This window comes from Frigoribacterium sp. CG_9.8, from assembly GCF_015751965.1.
Taxonomy (GTDB): Bacteria; Actinomycetota; Actinomycetes; order Actinomycetales; family Microbacteriaceae; genus Lacisediminihabitans.
In genome coordinates this window covers 819474-836871 of record NZ_JADOVH010000001.1, presented here as the reverse complement: position 1 = coordinate 836871, position 17398 = coordinate 819474, and the positions used below count along the sequence as shown (strand labels likewise).

The window sequence follows — 17398 nt, the reverse complement described above, 5'->3', positions numbered from 1 at the left end:
GCTGGAATGGCCACGAGATGGGCGCGATTCGCCCGTGGGTGGATCGCCGCGATCGTGTCGCTCTTCGTCGCTGCGTGCTCGCATGCCCTTGCCGGGGGAGCGTTGCCAGCCACGGCAGGCCTCGCGCTCTGCCTCGCATTCTCCGGCGTCGCGTGCGTATTTCTGGCTGGCAAGACGCTTTCGCTCGCTCGCCTCTCGGTCGCTGTCGCCCTGAGCCAACTGCTCTTCCACGGCCTGTTCAGGCTGCTGGCGGATGCCCCACCCAGCACTACCGTGCCGACGGGAGCCGGAATCCACCACGGTGACACGATGGTGCTGCAACTCGGCACTGCATCATCCGCATTCCCCGTCATGAATGTGAATGCCGAGCTGTGGATGTGGACTGGCCACGCCTCGGGAGCGATCGTCACCATCGCGGCCCTGAGCTTCGGGGAGCGCACCCTGTGGGCGCTTGTGCGCCTCAGCCACCTCTATATCTCTCGCATCCTCGACACGGTGCATCCCGTCGAAACACCGATCGTGGTGGGATCAGGCCAAGATCACCGCGCCGAAGTGGCCACTGCTTGCGCTCTCATCTTCTCAATCCATCGACTGCGCGGCCCTCCGCGGTGTGCGATCGCCCGATAAATCCGCGGAAGGCACAGCCTGACCGACCACCATTTTCGATGCCCGCCCGAACCCTGCGAGGGAGAATTCTATGCAGGCGAATTGTGCGCACGCGCACGATGACAGCTGCGGGCATCAGTCACGCAAGGAATGACATGAACGTACGAACTTTGATCACTGGCTCGATTGCACTCGGGGCCGCACCAGCACTGGCATTGGCGTTGCCGCACGCAGCGAGCGCCGAGGTCGACAAAACCCAGATCACGGAGGCGATAACCAGGGTTATTTGGACCGCTCAACCGGCGTCGGAGATACGGGCCAACGAGATCCGTCAGTTCACGCTCTCCATTGGCCCGGTGCCCGACATCGGGAAGATCGTTCTCAACGCGCTGCAGACCTACAGCGACAGCTCGGTCGTCAAGTGCACCGGCAACACGCTTGCCCGGGTGCTCGGCATCATCGGGCTCGTGGTGGGGGCAGTGGGCGTCGGGCTCTCCGTCGTCACGCGTCGGCGAAGTGTGGCGGTCTAACTGATGATGCGTCGCGCCCGGCTCCCCCTGGTAGTACTCGTCGCCCTTGCGGCCGCTCTGGGATCGGCCGTGCCTGTCGTCGGATCGGCCGCTCCGGCACAGGCGCACGACTATCTGGTGGCATCCACTCCGAAAGCTGGCGAAGCCCTCACCGCCCTGCCCAAAGACTTCACGATCACCACCAACGGCATCCTGCTGAATATCGACGGAAAGGGTGCAGGCTTTGCCCTGCAGGTGACCGACAGTGCCGGTAAATACTACGGTGACGGGTGCGTTGCGGTCGAGAATACGGTCATGTCGACCCCCGCCGTTCTGGGAGCAGCCGGCGCCTACACCATGACCTGGCAGGCTGTTTCGACAGACGGCCACACGGTGTCCGACAGCTTCGGCTTCAGCTGGCAACCGCCGACCGACTTCAGCCCCTCAGCCGGCAGCTCGACAGTTCCGGATTGCAACGGCACCGCCTCGGTCAACACCACACCCGCACCAGATTCAGGCACCACCGGCGTGCAAACGGTCGACACCGGCACACTGGGCACAGTCTTATGGATCGGCGGAGCAATCCTCGCGGTCGCCGCTGCGCTGGCCCTCACTCTTGTGATCGCTGGCCGCAGAAAAAAGCCGAGCGCGTAAGCCGAAAACAGGAAAAGCCCGGATTTCTCCGGGCTTTTCCTGTGGCGAAAGGGGTAGTTCTATTTCGTGATCGCCGGGATGTTCTTGCGAGAGGTAAGCACCTGGTCGACGAGGCCGTACGCCAGCGCTTCCTCACCGCTCAGGATGTTGTCGCGGTCGATGTCCTTGTTGACCTGCTCCATCGTGCGGTTCGAGTGGCGCGACAGCGTCTCCTCCAGCCAGCCCCGCATGCGCAGGATCTCACGTGCCTGGATCTCGATGTCCGAAGCCTGCCCGCGGCCGGAATCTCCGGTGGATGGCTGGTGGATCAGGATCCGCGCGTTCGGCAGCGCGAGACGCTTGCCCGGCGTACCGGCCGCAAGGATGACCGCGGCAGCGGATGCGGCCTGGCCGAGCACGACGGTCTGGATCTGCGGACGCACGTACTGCATCGTGTCGTAAATCGCCGTCATCGCGGTGAAGGAACCACCCGGTGAGTTGATGTACATCACGATATCGCGGTCGGGGTCCTGGCTCTCGAGCACGAGAAGCTGAGCCATCACGTCATCCGCCGACGCGTCATCGATCTGCACGCCGAGGAAGATGATGCGGTCCTCGAAGAGCTTCGCGTATGGGTCCTGGCGCTTGTAGCCGTAGGCCGTGCGCTCCTCGAAGGTTGGCAGGATGTAGCGGGCCTCGGCCATCGGGCCGGCGAGCCCGCTCGGCATGTTGTTGGTGAATTCCATTTGTCTCTGCCTGTCTCTACTTCTCGGTTACTGACTCGTCGGTGCCGCCGCCGCCAACGACCTCGGAGGCGAACTCGCGCAGGTGGTCGACGAAGCCGTACTCGAGCGCCTGCTGTGCGGTGAACCAGTTGTCCCGGTCGCCGTCGATGATCACTTGCTCGGCGGTCTTACCGGTCTGCTCGGCGGTGAGCTCGGCCATCCGCTTCTTCATATCCAGGATGAGGTTGGCCTGCGTCTGGATATCCGCGGAGGTTCCGCCAAAACCACCAGACGGCTGGTGCAACAGCACTCGCGCGTTCGGGGTGATGTACCGCTTGCCCTTGGTGCCAGAGGAGAGCAGGAACTGTCCCATCGATGCCGCCATGCCGATGCCGACGGTCACGATGTCGTTCGGAACGAACTTCATCGTGTCGTAGATCGCCATGCCCGCAGTGATGGATCCACCGGGAGAGTTGATGTACAGAAAGATGTCACGCTTGGGATCTTCTGCTGCCAGCAGGAGGATCTTTGCACAGATCTCGTTGGCGTTATCGTCACGCACCTCTGAGCCAAGCCAGATGATGCGGTCCTTGAGGAGTTGGTCGAAGATACTCGAGACCAATGCCGGTTGGGCCATTGTTGCGCTCCATTTCAGTTTGTCGCTGATGTCGAATCTATCGGAGGCGCAGGATCGAAACCGCCGTGTTCGCCGTGGGCAGAGCGCGAGGCGAGAAACGACTCAGTGAGCGGTCGCGCTACAGCGCCACGACATCGATGCGCTCGCCCCGGTCGGAGCTCTCGGCGAGCCTCTGCACCCAATACCCGAGGAATGCTGCACCCGCCTCATCATGAATCGCATCGCCCTCGACGATCACGCGGTATGGACGCTCGAGGATGCCGTCAGCCGGGCGCACATCGACGTGCGCCACGTCATAGCCCGCCCCGTAGAGGTGATCGGCCATGAGGTAGTCGCTACGGGAATCACCGATCGACCGCCACAGCGTGGGAAGCGACCCGAGGCTGGCAAAATATTCGAGGGCGCGTGCGGCACCGCGGTCTTTGTCGAGCAGAACCGATTCGATATCGGTCGAGATGATCGTGGGATCGAGCCGGAACGGCACCGCACCCGACGAATCCGGCGCCGATCGAGAACCGAGCATCACCCCAAGGCCCGCCGCCGCCAGGAGCGCGAAGCTCGCATCATTGAACCATGCCTGGGCGTGCTGGTAGGTGTCGGTCGAGACATCAATGTTTTGCTCCACCGAGATCATCGCCCGCTTGGTCTCGTCGAAGAACATTGTGTCGGAGAATCCGTCGTCCACAAGCGAGCGAACCGCATCAACGATCGGTGTCGGCAGCGCGACACTGTGATCGACGGTGACTTCGCCCATTCCGTTGCTCGTGATGGGTGCCCAGGAACCGCCCTTTTCGAACACGCCGAACATTCGCGCTCCGGGGGTGGTGAGGGCGGCTCCGAGCCCGACATCGAGCAGTGGCGCGATCACTTGGTCACGGATGAAGGAGTCCGAGCGACCGGTAATGAAGGCGATCGGAACGCCAGCGGCAGTGAGCGCAACAAGATCGTCAAGGATGCTCGGGATGCGGATGCTGCGGCTCACCGGGCTGGCCAGAGGACCATCCACGTCGAACAGCAGTCCGAGATCGAGCATTGTGTTATCTCCGGTTCGACGGCGATGAGCTCGCCGTCGAACGCCTGCAGTAGATGGAAAGATCCGCGCGGTGCATGGTTAGCGCCGTTCGGGGCTACTTGTGGTCGTGACCCTCGTGGTCGTGACCTTGGTGATCATGACCCTCGTGATCGTCGGTTCCGGCGCTCGCCTCGACGAACTCTTCGCCGTCGGAGGACCCGGTGACCGGGGCAGTGAATTCGCTCATGTCGACGACGTCTCCATTGGAGTCGACAACCTTGACCTTTGCCAGCACGATAGCCAACGCCTTGCCGCGGGCTACCTCACCGATCATCCCGGGGATCTGGCCGTTGGAGTCGAGCACCTTGATGAACTCGCCCGGCTCCATGTTGTATTGCGCGGCACCCTGGATGAGGTACTGGGTCAGCTCGTCCTGGCTCACCTTCACCTCTTCCGCCTCGGCGATCGTGTCAAGCAGGATCTGGCTGCGGAAGGTCTTCTCGCTCGAGGAGGTGACCTCGGCGCGGTGCTCGTCGTCCTCGAGACGATTTTCGTTCTCAAGGTGACGGTGCACCTCATCGAGCACGAGCTGCGGGGGGACGGGGATCTCGACGCTTTCCAGCAACTTGTCGACGACCTGGTCGCGCGCCTGGGTGCCTTGGCCGAAGACCTTCGAACGGCTGACCTGAGCCTTGATGTCATCGGTGAGCTCACCGATGGTGTCGAACTGGCTGGCGATCTGGGCGAAGTCGTCGTCGGCAGCGGGAAGTTCGCGCTCCTTCACTGCGAGGAGCTTGACCGTGATCTCTGCGGACTCGCCCTCGTTGTCGCCGCCAAGCAGCTTGGACTCGAAGACGGTGGTCTCGCCGGCGCTGAGTCCGTCGAGGGCCTCATCGATGCCGTCGATCAAGTCGCCGGAGCCGACCTCGTAGGAGATCGCATTGGCGGTGTCGACCTCATTGCCGCCGATGGTGGCGACCAGGTCGATCTGGGCGAAGTCGCCGGTGGTCGCGGGGCGGTCGACGGTGATGAGGGTGCCGAAACGCGAGAGCAGGTTCTGCAGCTCGGTCTCGACCTCGTCATCCGTCACCTCGATCGCCTCGACGGTGAGGGTGATTCCGTCGAGGTTAGGAACGGTGAACTCCGGGCGCACATCAACCTCGACGGTCATCTCAAGGTCGCCGGAGAAGTCTTTCGTGCTCGGCAAGCCGGTGACATCGGCTTCGGGACGACCGAGCGGACGGATCTTCTGCTCCTCGATCGCTTGGCGGTAAAACTTGTCGAGGCCGTCGCTCACGGCGTGGTTGAGTACCTCACCGCGGCCGACACGCTGGTCGATGATGGGCGGCGGAACCTTGCCCTTACGGAAGCCCGGGATATTAACCGACTGGGCAATGTGGTTGTACGCGTGATCAATGCTGGGCTTCAGCTCGTCAGGAGTGACTGAGATGCTCAGTTTCACTCGTGTCGGGCTCAGCTTCTCGACCGTAGTCTTCACGTGATTCTCCTGCTTGCTCTCTAGGGCGTGCCATGTGTGGATTGTGCATCTTCTGTCGGGATGACAGGAGTCGAACCTGCGACATCTCGGCCCCAAACCGAGCACTCTACCAAGCTGAGCTACATCCCGATGGGCCCGACGGACCCGGCGACCCGGCGACGGAACGCCTCTGGGCGCCCGAAAATAGGCCTCGGCAAGCCTATCGCACCGATCCTGCGCGCTGGTTCTTGCTCACGCGCTCATGCCATAAGGTGGAAACCGCGCAATCGGCTTTCGCCGGCAGCCAAATGGGGATGTAGCTCAATGGTAGAGCCTCAGTTTTCCAAACTGATGGCGCGGGTTCGATTCCCGTCATCCCCTCCACGCCAGAAGTCTCCACGCCAGAAGTCGACCTGCGGGGCATCTCACACTGCGGGGTAGCTCACACTGCGGGGTAGCTCGAACCGCACGATTGAATCAGAGGGCCGCATCCAAGCGGATTGCTGGTTCGGTGAGGTACCGGTGTCCGGTGGGGGAGGTCCAGCTGAGGTCGCCGTCACCGAGATGTTCGACTTTCCACCGGGTGTGGTGTTTTTGGTCGTGATGTTTCGGGCAGAGGTGGGCGAGATTGTCGTGGTCTGACAGTCCGTGATACTGCCAGTCCTTCGTGTGGTCCAGATCGCAGCGCCGCGCCGGGGCACCACATCCGCGCCCGGCAGGTTTCATCCCGCATTCGGAGCCATGCCCGCAGGTCCGGTGGGATCGTTTAGCGATCACGCCCGAGAGAGAGCACCGCGCCGGTCTCCGGGTGGGTGAGAATTCTCACGAAACCGGGTGCATCGGCGGCAAGATCCCGGGCGCTATCGAGATCGATCGGACCGTAGCCCTCAAGCACCGCCGGCTCCGTGCCGCGACCAAGGAGGGTGAGCACCGGCACGGTGATCAGCACACGAGCACGGATGCCCCGCCCGAGACGCCGCAGAGGCGGATGCGCGGCATCCGGCGCTGTACCGGAGTTAGCATCCGGCGCGGCATCGGGCGCAGTATCGGTTTGGCCGTCGATCAGCAGGTCGCAGAAGACATCGGCCCGCAACTGGGTGAGGGTGCGCGGATCGTCGGGGCTTTGAAGGTCGGCCGCGATATCGCTCATGCGGGTGAGGATCGCGTGGGCGCTGACCGCGGGAAGGTAGGCCGTGAGCCAGGCCATGCCATCCCGGGCGGGATCCAACGTCAGCTCACGCTTGTCCCGGGAACTGCCGTGCCGCACTTCGATGGACTCCGGATGCACCCGCTCCCGTAGAATGCGAGCCCGGTGTTCGAACCGGCTCACGGTGAGCTTCATAGCAAACGGGAGCGCGGACTCCTCGAAGGCCCGACGGGCCTCAGCGGGTAGGGAGTTGGCGTGGTCGATCATCACCTGCGCGTGTCGATAACTGATCTGTCCCTCGGTGAGGGCCGTCATGGTCGCGGGCAGCTCCCGCAGCAGAGACCGACTCTCTTCAATGAGATTCTCAGTGCTGCGCTCCGGCAGCCGCAGGGCAGCGGCGAGTTCGCTCACCAGCGAACGCCGGGCAACACGGGCGCAACTCCAGCGGCGAACCTGGGAGGCATCGATCGGCATCAGGGAGGCGGTGGCTTCACTCCAACTGCGCGCCTGGTCGATGAGTGCGGCCCGCTTGGCTGCGGCCCGCGCGATCACCCGATCGGCCTCGACCACATCGTCGATCAACTCGCCCATGGTCTCGAGAAAGCTGGCCGCTAAAGAAGCTGTGAACACCACTGACGCTGTGAGCACCGCTGATGCTGGGGACACCACTGACGCCGAGGACACCACTGACGCTGAGGACACCAATGAACCCGAAGCGCGATCGAGCCCGGAGGCGGTCGTCGCGGTGGTTTCCATAACTGCATTTCACACCACACCACCGACATTCCCAGCCCATTTAGACGGCACCGAGAGAACAGTGCAGAAGAAAATTTATAGGACGCTTTTTATGGCGAAGCGATACAAGCACCAAGACGGTCGAGAGTAGTCCGCCCACCCTTCCAGCCGACCGAGGACGTGTCCACCGAGGATGTGTCCACCGAGCCAGACACCCCCGGTTCCATGGCGTCAAGCTGTTGACCGATCACTCCTGTGAATGCAGGCCCGCGAACTGGGGCACGTGTGAAACCGAACTACCTGCGAAATTTTGACTCATGACTGGTACACAGCAATCACCGAGTCCAGCCGCAGCTTCAGTCCAGCCTCCCGCGGCGAGAAATGGGTTCGGAGTCGCCTCTCGGGTTCTAGGCATAATCGCGATAGTAGGTGCTTTTATCCCGCTTTTGAACTCTGTCGCTGTCGTCCCGGCAATGAGTGGAAACCTCATCGACCACACTCGGCCAAGGACAATCGACGAGCACCACCGCGAACCGGCTTGGCCTCACACTTGGCCCCAACATTCCCGGATCCTCCGGCGGATAGGGACTTCCCCGTGCTACTTCGGATTTAAGCGGCTCAGTCAGGACGTTCACACCCAGGTTTTCCAAACTGATGGCGCGGGTTCGATTCCCGTCATCCCCTCCACGTCGAGGTCGCACCCGCTCGGTCGCACCCGCTCGGTCGCACCCGCTCATCCGTAATGACTGCGAGCAGAACGGATGAATTTCAGCGAGCGCCGACCTGCCGGACTGTGAGTAAAAATTACCGAAAACGAGGACACGACCCGGTGGTCGTGTTGCGCAAATAATCCTCGCTGGACCCATTAGGCTCTGGGCACCCGCAAAGCTTTAAGAAATTTAAGGACACAACGACGTGCACGATTCTTCACCCCTCCACCCGATACTCATCCGAGGGGGAACCATCTGGAGTGGTATCGACGGGGCCAGTGACCACAGCGCAGTCGCGATTGTTGGCGGGGTCATCACAGCCTTCGATCACGAGGCTCTCGAATGGGCGACCACCGCCAGCCCCGAGGTCGTCGATCTCGCCGGCGGTTTTCTGATGCCCGCCTTCGGCGAGGGCCACGCGCATCCGCTATTTGGTGCGTTGGAATCGGACGGGCCACAGGTTCGGCCCTGCACCACCGTCGCCGAAATTGTGGCCGAAGTGCGGCGCTGGGCCGCGGAACATCCCAACGCCGAATGGATCATCGGGGCCTCGTACGACAGCAGCCTCGCCCCCGACGGCCTTTTCGATGCCCGGTGGCTCGACGAGGCTGTCGCCGATCGTCCGGTAATGCTGCGGTCGTGGGATTACCACACCGTCTGGTGCAATTCACGTGCAATGGAGCTCGCCGGCGTCACCGCGTCATCTCCCGAACCCGACCTTGGTGAGATTCCGCGCCGTGCGGACGGTGAGCCTCTCGGCACCATGCGGGAGTGGGGAGCCGTCGATCTCATTGCCGCGGTAGTGCCGCAACTTCCGCTCGATGCCCGCGTTGCCGCGTTGCATCGTGCGACCTCGTACTACGCCAGTCTCGGGTTCACCTGGATTCAGGATGCCTGGGTCGAACCGGATGACATCGATGTCTACGTCACTGCGGCGGCGCAGGGTCTGCTCTCAACCCGCTGCAACCTGGCGCTTCGGGCGGACCCGTTGCGCTGGCCAGAGCAACTCCCCGAGCTGCTCGCCGCACGCGAGCGCATCGCACGGCTGAAACATCCGCTGCTCACCGCAGACACCATCAAGTTCTTCGCTGACGGCGTGGTCGAAAATGCCACAGCGGACCTGCTCGAGCCGTACCACAGCGATCCTCTCCATCACGGGATGGCGGTCTGGCAGCCCGCTGCGCTCTCCGCCGCGGTGCAGGCGGTGGATGCCGCCGGCTTTCAGGTGCACATCCACACGATCGGAGACGCAGCCGTGAGATCGGCACTCAACGCGATCGAGAACGCACGAGCACGCAATGGCGAGCGAGACCGCAGACCGGTGCTCACTCATGTGCAACTCGTTGACCCGGTAGACATCCCTCGGTTTGCCGAGCTCGGAGTCATTGTCAACGCGCAACCGCTCTGGGCCCAACTCGACGACCTGATGACGGTATTGACGGTCCCCCGGCTTGGCGATGAGCGCTCAGCCCGCCAGTACCCGCTCGCTAGCCTCCGCAACACCGGAGCGACGCTGTCGTTCGGCTCGGACTGGCCGTGTTCTTCGCCGCGACCCTTTGAGGGCATCCGCGTTGCGACGACGCGCCAGACCATCGAGGATCTTCCGGTTGGCGGATGGACCCCCACGGAGAAACTCACCCTGACCCAGGCGCTCTCGGCCTACACCGCCGGCGTCTCTGCCCAGGCATTTGCCGACCTCACCGAACGGCCCTGGGGAACTCTGCGTGTGGGGCACAGTGCCGATCTCGCGTTTCTCGATCGAGACCCGCGAGCGGTGGCATCCGCTGGAGCGCTCACCGAAATCGCGGTGGTACGCACCTGGCTGGCCGGCCGCGAGACGTTCGCAACACCCTGACTTTTGCCTGTCCTAGATACCCCTACCCAGCAAGGAGACAATGATGTCCAGTCCGTTATCCGGAACCGCCAATGTGCCGCCTGCGCGCTCGAGTGACCATGTTCACAGCGCGCAGGGAACCACCCTCCGACGGGTGCTCGGGCTTCCGTCCCTCGTCTTTTTCGGGCTCGTGTACATGGTCCCACTGACCGTTTTCACCACCTACGGCCTGGTTTCGGCCAATACGGGTGGCCGAACATCGCTGGCCTACATCGTCACCCTCGCCGCGATGATCTTCACTGCCCTCTCCTATGCCGCGATGGTGAAGGTGTATCCCGTTGCCGGTTCCGCCTACGCGTACGCGAGCAAGAGCTTCGGCCCGAGCATTGGGTTCCTCGCCGGGTGGGCTCTCCTGCTCGACTACGTTCTGTTGCCCCTGGTGAACTATCTCGTCATCGGGATCTACCTGAACATCCTGTTCCCTGGCGTGCCCGCCTGGGTCTTCGTGGTGGCCTGCATTCTGCTGGTGACGGTGCTGAACATCGTCGGCATCGCTTCGGTGGCACGAGCGAGCAACATCATCGTGCTGATTCAATTCATCTTCATCGCCGTGTTCGTGGCGATCGCTATTGCCTTCATCTCCACCGGCAGCCGCAGCGTCGACCTGGCCGCACCGTTCGTCGGCGACGGAGGCGAAAATGTCACATTCCCCGCGCTGATGACCGGCGCCGCGGTGCTCTGCCTCTCCTTTCTCGGATTCGATGCCATTTCCACCCTGGCCGAAGAGGCCAAGAACCCGAAGCGAGACATCCCCCGGGCGATTATCATCGCAACGGTCGGGGCCGGCCTGCTGTTTTTGGTGCTTGCCTTCATCAGCCAACTCGTGTTTCCCGGTACGGCATTCAAGGACCCGGTATCCGCCGCGAGTGAGGTCATGGCCAAGGCTGGCGGTGATTTCCTCAACATCTTCTTCATTGCGGCCTATGTCGCCGGTGCGACTGGATCGGCAATCGCCTCCCAGGCGTCCGTCTCGCGGATCCTCTACAGCATGGGGCGAGACGGCATTTTGCCCCGGCGCATCTTCGGCACGCTCTCGGCTCGATTCAAGACGCCGGTGATCTCAATTCTGGTGATCTCGGTGATCTCGGTTATCGGCGTGAATGCCAATGTCGACCTGCTGTTCTCCGTGGTGAGCTTTGGCGCTCTTGCCGCATTCTCGGTGGTCAACCTGTCGGTCATCAAGCGCTATCTCTGGGATGAGAAGCGTCGAAGTGGCCGGGATGTGGTGGTCTACGGCGTGCTTCCCGGGGTGGGTTTCCTGCTGACTATCTGGATCTGGACCAGTCTCACCGCGAGTGCGTTCACCATCGGGCTGGTCTGGCTTGGTGCCGGATTCGTCTATCTCCTCTTCGTGACGAAGGGCTTCCGGAAGAAGGCGCCAGAGGTCGAGTTCTCAGATTCGGTGTGACGAGCGGTCTCGCCTCGGACGAAATGCTGGCATGGGGATTCCCCGGCCAGCATTCCGTCGTTGCGACGTGTTCGCTCCGCAGCCGTAAGCAGGCCATCGAGTCGTTTGATGAAGAGCAGGTAGACGATTTGCTCGAATATTCAGCGGGATCACGCCTGGCGCGACACCTCGGCGTCGAGCGGCCGCGGAATCAACAGCGATGACAAAAACGCAAAAACGAGGATGATTACCCCGGCCACAAGCGCGGCATCGAAGCCAGCGCCTGCGTTTGCACCCGAGCTCATGAACGCCCCCTGCACGGCGTAGATCACGGCGAAGCTCAGACCGGCACCGATATTGAAAGCGCCAGCGTTGAGGCCCGGGAGAAAGCCCGGATTTTCTTTTGGGGAGAGCACGATTCCGAGCCCGTTCAACATGATGTTACTGATGCCGGCGTAGCTGAATCCGAGCAGCACGGAGACGAGCAGCAAAAGCAGTCGAGAGTCGCTCCCCACGACGAACATCATCGCGAGCACGACCACGATCGATCCGACGATACCGACGCGCAGCACCCTCCGGTAGCCGAAACTGGCGGCGACGCGGCCGGCGATCGGACCCATCACCAGTCCGGCGAGGGCATAGGGGGTGAGCGTCCAGAGAGCCGACTGCTCTGCGCCCATCCGGTACCCAAGTCCGGGCGCCTGGGCCAGTGCCGGAATGATGCCGTTCATGATCGCGAACACGCCCGTGATCGTGAGTAGGGTGGTGAGCAGAAGCGCCCAGGTCGACCGTTGGCGAAGCAGTTCTGTTGCGACCAGTGGCTGTGCGACCCGGTTCTCGATGCGCCAGAACACGGCGAAAGCGATGATCGCCAGCACCATTAGTCCCCCGACGAGTATCCAGTTCGCTGTGGCCAGCTTGCCGGCCTCGTTGAGCGCGACCAGCAGAGCGCCCACCGAGATAACGAGCGGAATAACGCCGATCCAGTCCATCCGTTCCTTCTTCAGCGCGCGTGACTCCGGCGCGAGGAAGATGACGCACGCCGATGCTGCGGCCGCGACGATGGCCATCGCCCAGAAGACCGAGGAGAAGCCGAAGTTCTGAGCCAGGTAGCCACCGGCGAGGGCATCGACGCCGGCAACGCCGCCGTTGAAGGCGGTGAGTACCCCCATGAGCGTTCCGTAGCGCCCCGGTTCGCGCACCTCGGCGCGCAACATGATCAGGCAGAGTGGAACCACCGGCCCGGAGACACCCTGGATTATTCGACCGACCAGCAGGATGTCGATGGTGGTCGCGAGGGCGGAGACGATGCACCCGATTGTCATCAGCATGAGCATCCCGCCGAGAACGCGCTTTCGTCCGATGATGTCGCCGAGTCGGGGCAGAAAAAGGGAAAACACACCGGCAGCAGTGAAGAAGACGGTCTGGGTCTGAGCGACAGCGGCGGCGCTGGTGTTGAGCTGGTTCTGGATCGTGACAAGTGCCGGGCTCAACATGCTTGCGTTCAGCTGGAAAGCGACACAGGCAGCGAGCAGGGCGACCATGAGTACGCCGACGTTGACTGAGCCCTGGGCGCCACCTCGCTCGGCGTCGACTGCCGCTGAGCCGGATGCTGAGCCGGATGCCGCGCTCACCGGTTCACCCCGCCGATTGCGTCCACAGCCCCGTAAATTACCGAAGGAATGGCCGAAGGAATGGCCGAGAAGCGACCGGACGCACTGCCCGGCGCGGTGTGGTGCGACACTGATGCCTCTATTTTCTCGGCATAGGTGAAGCGCTTCGGTTGAGCTGTCGACACTGATTGTTCTTAGCCGGTGGGGGTACGCCGTGGTCGGGCGACCGGATAAGCCTAGGCGCAGTCGACTCATCCAGTCGCAGGATCGCGGGTCGCTTGCCCCTCGAACCGAGACCGGCGAGCCCGCCAGGAACGCTCGATTTCAGCGGCTAATCTGGGCGGGTTGCGTTGGACGCGGATTGGTGATGGCGATGGATCTCTCCCTGGTGTCCGTGTGGACGCTGGTGCCCGCCTACCTTCTTGCTTTCGGCCTGCTGACTGCGGTGCTCTGGCCCGCATTGCGCGCTGCGATCTGGCGGCGCGGGTTTGCGATCGGCGGGCTCAGCGGGGTCATCATCGGCGCGCTGCTTTCGTGGTGGCTTGGCAGCGTCGAGAATGCCGCGGATGTCACACCGTCAGTGGTCGATCGACTGTGGGTCATCGGGGCAAGTACCGGCCTCGGGTTCGTGGCCGTGGCACTCATTCGTGGGGGTTGGGGACGTCGGGTGCTCGCGGTTATCGCCGCCGCCGTATTCATCCTGACCGCAGGCCTCGCGATCAACCGCGATGCCGGTGTGTTCAACACCGTTCGGGAGCTGCTCGGCATGTCCCAGGTGCAGGCCCTCTCACTGCAGGGCATTCAGCCGGCCAAGACACCGGTCTCGTGGGATCCGGCACTCTACGAATCCTGGCAGCCCCCGGTGGGCATGCCGGTTCGCGGGCGCTTCGGATCGATTGAAATCCCCGGAACGATATCGGGTTTCTCCGTTCGACCGGCGATCGTCTACCTGCCCCCCGCCGCACTGGTGCCGGGTGGCCCGGCGCTTCCTGTCGTCATCCTGATGTCCGGGCAGGGAGCCGGAGCCGCTCCCTCAAATGTCGTTCAGGCCGGTCGAATCATTGAGACCCTCGATAACCTGGCGGCGCACAATCATGGCCTTGCGCCGATCGTGGTGATCCCCGATCAACTCGGCTTCTCGACAAAGAATCCGATGTGTCTCGATGGGCGGTTCGGCAGGAGCGACACGTACCTCACAGCAGATGTGCCCGCGTGGATCCGCTCCCACCTTCCGGTGCAGTCCGCAAGTCAGGCGTGGGTAGTGGGCGGGTTTTCCCAGGGTGGCACCTGCTCGATTCAGTTGGCAGCCAGCTATCCGACCCTGTTCCGATCGTTCATCGACATCTCCGGCCAACTGGGACCGCGCCTTCACTCGGTGGACGAGACCATCAACCGCGCGTTCGACGGCAACGCGACAGCGTTCGACGATGCTCAGCCGATCGCGATCATGCAGCGCATGGCCCCCTATTCCGATACCTCCGGATTTATTGGGGTCGGAGCGAGCGACCACCGCTACGGCCCCGCGGCCACGCAGATCGCGGCCGCCGCACGGGAGGCGGGAATGAAGATCCAGACCCTCTCAGTGCAGGCAAGCAGCCACGACTGGACGACCGGATCCGAGGGGCTCGCGCGCGGACTCGACTGGCTGATGCCTCGAATTGGCCTTGCGGAAAAGTGATGTGTCGAGTGAGAGACTCTACGAGTGACTAACCCACCGAGGCACCAAGCTCGAGCCTCTGCCCACGAGACCCCGGCAATTTCTCACCGACGCATCCTGACTCTCGCAGTCATCGCCGTCCTCGGAGTGGTTGCGGTCGCAGCGCTCGGTTTTGGCGTCACCAAGTTGGGCCTGCTCTCCGACTTCGACCGGAGCCTCTCGAGCGGGCTGAACGAGCTGCATACCGGCGTGCTCGGCAGCCTTGCCAGCGGTATCTACTCGGTGCTGAGTCCCGTTCCTGCGGTGGTCATCACGGCGGTAATAGCGGCCATCATCCTCGCCGCCACACGCCGATTCCGCGTCGCAATCACGTTTGCCTTGGTCGTCGCCGTCACCTGGCTCCCGAGCGCTGGCATGAAGTTTCTCATCCACCGGGCGCGACCGGATGTGACCACGCTGACGCATCCCTTCGCCCGCCAGCCGGTCGACACATCCTTCCCCAGCGGGCACATGGTGTTCACTGTCGCTGTCGTGGTGGCGTTTGTGCTGCTCGCCCGGCCGGGCGTTGCACGTGCACTCACCCTGGTTGCCGGAACAATCGTGGCCATTGTTGTCGGGTTGGCACTGATTGTCGATGGCGTGCACTACCCGACGGATGTCATCGGCTCGGTGCTCTGGTCTGTCACGGTGGGCCCGCTCGCCTTCGCCCTCTGCGCACGGTTCATTGTGCAGCGCAGGGTTGCCCGCACCACCTGAGGTTCCGACGATTCGAGGAAGACGCACCGCACGCAGCATCCGCGGGCAACACCTCGCGGGATCCGCTGATGTCAAGGCGCTACCGTTAGAGCATGACGTCTGCTGACACCACTCTGCCCAGCGAGGCGGACACTGCCCCCGCCACGCTCACCTTCGCCCAACTTGGACTCACCGACGCCGTACTCAAGGCGCTCAAGGATGTCGGGTACGAGACCCCATCGGCCATCCAGGCCGCGACCATCCCTCCCCTCCTTGCCGGTCGGGATGTCGTTGGGCTCGCTCAGACGGGAACGGGTAAGACCGCTGCGTTCGCGCTGCCGATCCTCTCCCGCCTGGATCTGGCCCAGAAGAACCCGCAGGCCCTCGTGCTCGCCCCCACCCGCGAGCTCGCCCTTCAGGTGTGCGAGGCCTTCGAGCAGTACGCCTCCGGCATGCGCGGCGTGCACGTGCTGCCGGTCTACGGCGGCCAGGCCTACGGCGTACAGCTCTCTGCGCTCCGGCGTGGTGTGCACATCGTCGTCGGCACTCCCGGTCGCATCATGGATCACCTCGCCAAGGGCACCCTCGACCTGTCCGAACTGAAGTATCTGGTGCTCGACGAGGCCGATGAGATGCTCAAGATGGGCTTTGCCGAGGATGTCGAGACGATCCTCGCCGACACTCCCGACGACAAGCAGGTGGCACTGTTCTCCGCCACGATGCCCCCGCAGATCCGCCGCATCTCGAAGAAGTATCTGCATGACCCGCAAGAGATCACGGTCGAGAACAAGACCACGACTTCTGCCAACACGACGCAGCGCTACCTGATGGTGTCGTATCCGCAAAAAGTCGACGCGCTCACCCGCATTCTCGAGGTCGAGAATTTCGAGGGGATGATCGTGTTCGTCCGCACCAAGAACGAAACCGAGACGCTCGCCGAGAAGCTGCGGGCCCGCGGATATTCGGCCGCAGCAATCAGCGGTGACGTGGCCCAAGCCCAGCGCGAGCGCACCGTCAACCAGCTGAAGTCGGGCAAGCTCGACATCCTGGTGGCCACGGATGTCGCGGCCCGCGGCCTCGACGTGGAGCGCATCAGCCACGTGATCAACTTCGACATCCCCATCGACACCGAGTCGTACGTGCACCGCATCGGACGCACCGGACGCGCCGGACGCAGCGGCGCCGCCATCAGCTTCGTCACCCCGCGGGAGCGTCGGCTCCTCGACGCAATCGAGCGCGCGACGCGCCAGCCGCTGACCCAGATGCAGCTGCCGAGTGTGGAAGACGTCAACGTCACCAGGCTGACACGCTTTGACGATGCCATCACCGAGGCACTCGGCCAGGGCGATCGGATCGCGGGCTTCCGAGACATCATCACCCACTACATGGCGCACCACGATGTGCCCGAAGTGGATGTCGCCGCCGCCCTCGCGGTCGTGGCTCAGGGTGAGACCCCGCTTTTGCTCTCCCCCGAGCGCACACAGCGGGCCGAGCGTCCCGAAAGGGTCGAGCGGGCCGAACGTCCCGACTGGGGTGACCGCCCCGGGCGCACCGACCGACCGGAACGGGCCGATCGCACCCAACGGCGCGGTCGTCCCAATGCCGGACCAATGTCCACCTATCGCATCGAGGTCGGAAAGCGACACAAAGTGGAGCCGCGCCAGATCGTCGGGGCCATCGCCAACGAGGGGGGCCTGAGTCGTGAAGACTTCGGGCACATCAAGATCCTGCCCGATTTCTCGCTCGTCGACCTGCCGGCGAACCTGCCCGGTGACGTGCTCGACAGGCTGAAGGGCACGCGCATCAGCGGCAAGCTGATCGAGATCCGTGCCGATCGCCCTCCGCGCAAGTCCCATCGCGACTAGCCAAACCCCGGCGCGTCCGCGAAGTAGAAGAGAACTCGCGCAATTAGCCTCGGGTA

At 63.3% G+C, this 17398-nt stretch carries 15 protein-coding genes and 2 tRNA genes; 9 read left to right on the top strand and 8 right to left on the bottom strand.

The window, feature by feature from the left end:
* Positions 1-6 precede the first annotated feature (6 nt).
* From IWX88_RS04190 to IWX88_RS04180, 3 genes are all read left to right on the top strand, one after another.
* Complete coding sequence (locus IWX88_RS04190; protein ID WP_196827450.1) at positions 7-627, top strand: hypothetical protein; 621 nt, start codon at positions 7-9, stop codon at positions 625-627.
* A gap of 134 nt (positions 628-761) precedes the next feature.
* Complete coding sequence (locus IWX88_RS04185) at positions 762-1136, top strand: DUF1775 domain-containing protein (protein WP_196827448.1); 375 nt, start codon at positions 762-764, stop codon at positions 1134-1136.
* Positions 1137-1139: 3 nt separating this feature from the next.
* Entirely contained in the window at positions 1140-1769 is a 630-nt protein-coding gene (locus tag IWX88_RS04180; protein WP_196827446.1) for a copper resistance CopC family protein, read from the top strand.
* A 59-nt stretch (positions 1770-1828) separates the two neighbouring features.
* Here the strand turns inward: IWX88_RS04180 and IWX88_RS04175 are convergent, their stop codons facing one another.
* The 5 genes from IWX88_RS04175 to IWX88_RS04155 form a co-directional block, all read right to left on the bottom strand.
* The gene (locus IWX88_RS04175) at positions 1829-2494 is read right to left on the bottom strand and encodes an ATP-dependent Clp protease proteolytic subunit (protein WP_305038626.1); all 666 of its coding nucleotides are present in this window, start codon (positions 2492-2494) and stop codon (positions 1829-1831) included.
* Between the two features lie 16 nt (positions 2495-2510).
* A complete protein-coding gene (locus tag IWX88_RS04170; protein WP_196827444.1) occupies positions 2511-3110 on the bottom strand; it encodes an ATP-dependent Clp protease proteolytic subunit in 600 nt (199 codons plus the stop codon).
* Positions 3111-3228: 118 nt separating this feature from the next.
* Positions 3229-4143, bottom strand: coding sequence for a hypothetical protein (locus IWX88_RS04165; RefSeq protein ID WP_196827442.1), 915 nt, complete (start codon positions 4141-4143; stop codon positions 3229-3231).
* A gap of 94 nt (positions 4144-4237) precedes the next feature.
* Complete coding sequence (gene tig, locus IWX88_RS04160; protein ID WP_196827440.1) at positions 4238-5620, bottom strand: trigger factor; 1383 nt, start codon at positions 5618-5620, stop codon at positions 4238-4240.
* A gap of 55 nt (positions 5621-5675) precedes the next feature.
* Positions 5676-5749 (bottom strand) — tRNA-Pro (locus tag IWX88_RS04155).
* A 160-nt stretch (positions 5750-5909) separates the two neighbouring features.
* Here IWX88_RS04155 and IWX88_RS04150 point away from each other — a divergent pair.
* A tRNA-Gly gene (locus IWX88_RS04150) sits at positions 5910-5983 on the top strand.
* A gap of 93 nt (positions 5984-6076) precedes the next feature.
* On the opposite strand, the gene IWX88_RS04145 is transcribed toward IWX88_RS04150, so the two are convergent.
* Both IWX88_RS04145 and IWX88_RS04140 read right to left on the bottom strand, forming a co-directional pair.
* Positions 6077-6325, bottom strand: a complete 249-nt coding sequence (locus IWX88_RS04145; protein WP_196827438.1) for a hypothetical protein — start codon at positions 6323-6325, stop codon at positions 6077-6079.
* Between the two features lie 40 nt (positions 6326-6365).
* On the bottom strand, positions 6366-7502 hold the full coding sequence (locus IWX88_RS04140; RefSeq protein WP_196827436.1) for a DUF222 domain-containing protein: 1137 nt from the start codon (positions 7500-7502) through the stop codon (positions 6366-6368).
* 894 nt (positions 7503-8396) lie between these two features.
* Between IWX88_RS04140 and IWX88_RS04135 the strand changes: the two genes are divergently transcribed.
* On the top strand, positions 8397-10046 hold the full coding sequence (locus IWX88_RS04135; RefSeq protein WP_370568159.1) for an amidohydrolase: 1650 nt from the start codon (positions 8397-8399) through the stop codon (positions 10044-10046).
* Between the two features lie 43 nt (positions 10047-10089).
* Positions 10090-11493, top strand: a complete 1404-nt coding sequence (locus tag IWX88_RS04130) for an APC family permease (RefSeq protein WP_196827434.1) — start codon at positions 10090-10092, stop codon at positions 11491-11493.
* Positions 11494-11642: 149 nt separating this feature from the next.
* On the opposite strand, the gene IWX88_RS04125 is transcribed toward IWX88_RS04130, so the two are convergent.
* Positions 11643-13106, bottom strand: coding sequence for an MFS transporter (locus tag IWX88_RS04125; protein WP_370568158.1), 1464 nt, complete (start codon positions 13104-13106; stop codon positions 11643-11645).
* A gap of 352 nt (positions 13107-13458) precedes the next feature.
* Between IWX88_RS04125 and IWX88_RS04120 the strand changes: the two genes are divergently transcribed.
* The 3 genes from IWX88_RS04120 (at position 13459) to IWX88_RS04110 (ending at position 17342) form a co-directional block, all read left to right on the top strand.
* Positions 13459-14763, top strand: a complete 1305-nt coding sequence (locus IWX88_RS04120) for an esterase family protein (protein ID WP_196827432.1) — start codon at positions 13459-13461, stop codon at positions 14761-14763.
* Between the two features lie 24 nt (positions 14764-14787).
* Positions 14788-15498: a phosphatase PAP2 family protein gene (locus IWX88_RS04115; RefSeq protein WP_196827430.1), complete on the top strand. Its 711-nt coding sequence runs from the start codon at positions 14788-14790 to the stop codon at positions 15496-15498.
* Positions 15499-15590: 92 nt separating this feature from the next.
* Entirely contained in the window at positions 15591-17342 is a 1752-nt protein-coding gene (locus IWX88_RS04110) for a DEAD/DEAH box helicase (RefSeq protein ID WP_196827428.1), read from the top strand.
* The last annotated feature ends 56 nt before the right edge of the window (positions 17343-17398 follow it).

Excerpts from the sequence above, each read along its gene's own strand:
- IWX88_RS04190 (WP_196827450.1), top strand. The coding sequence starts at position 7 with ATGGCCACGAGATGGGCGCGATTCGCCCGTGGGTGGATCGCCGCGATC.
- IWX88_RS04185 (WP_196827448.1), top strand. The coding sequence starts at position 762 with ATGAACGTACGAACTTTGATCACTGGCTCGATTGCACTCGGGGCCGCA.
- IWX88_RS04180 (WP_196827446.1), top strand. The coding sequence starts at position 1,140 with ATGATGCGTCGCGCCCGGCTCCCCCTGGTAGTACTCGTCGCCCTTGCG.
- IWX88_RS04175 (WP_305038626.1), bottom strand. The coding sequence starts at position 2,494 with ATGGAATTCACCAACAACATGCCGAGCGGGCTCGCCGGCCCGATGGCC.
- IWX88_RS04170 (WP_196827444.1), bottom strand. The coding sequence starts at position 3,110 with ATGGCCCAACCGGCATTGGTCTCGAGTATCTTCGACCAACTCCTCAAG.
- IWX88_RS04165 (WP_196827442.1), bottom strand. The coding sequence starts at position 4,143 with ATGCTCGATCTCGGACTGCTGTTCGACGTGGATGGTCCTCTGGCCAGC.
- IWX88_RS04145 (WP_196827438.1), bottom strand. The coding sequence starts at position 6,325 with ATGAAACCTGCCGGGCGCGGATGTGGTGCCCCGGCGCGGCGCTGCGAT.
- IWX88_RS04140 (WP_196827436.1), bottom strand. The coding sequence starts at position 7,502 with ATGGAAACCACCGCGACGACCGCCTCCGGGCTCGATCGCGCTTCGGGT.
- IWX88_RS04130 (WP_196827434.1), top strand. The coding sequence starts at position 10,090 with ATGTCCAGTCCGTTATCCGGAACCGCCAATGTGCCGCCTGCGCGCTCG.
- IWX88_RS04120 (WP_196827432.1), top strand. The coding sequence starts at position 13,459 with ATGGATCTCTCCCTGGTGTCCGTGTGGACGCTGGTGCCCGCCTACCTT.
- IWX88_RS04110 (WP_196827428.1), top strand. The coding sequence starts at position 15,591 with ATGACGTCTGCTGACACCACTCTGCCCAGCGAGGCGGACACTGCCCCC.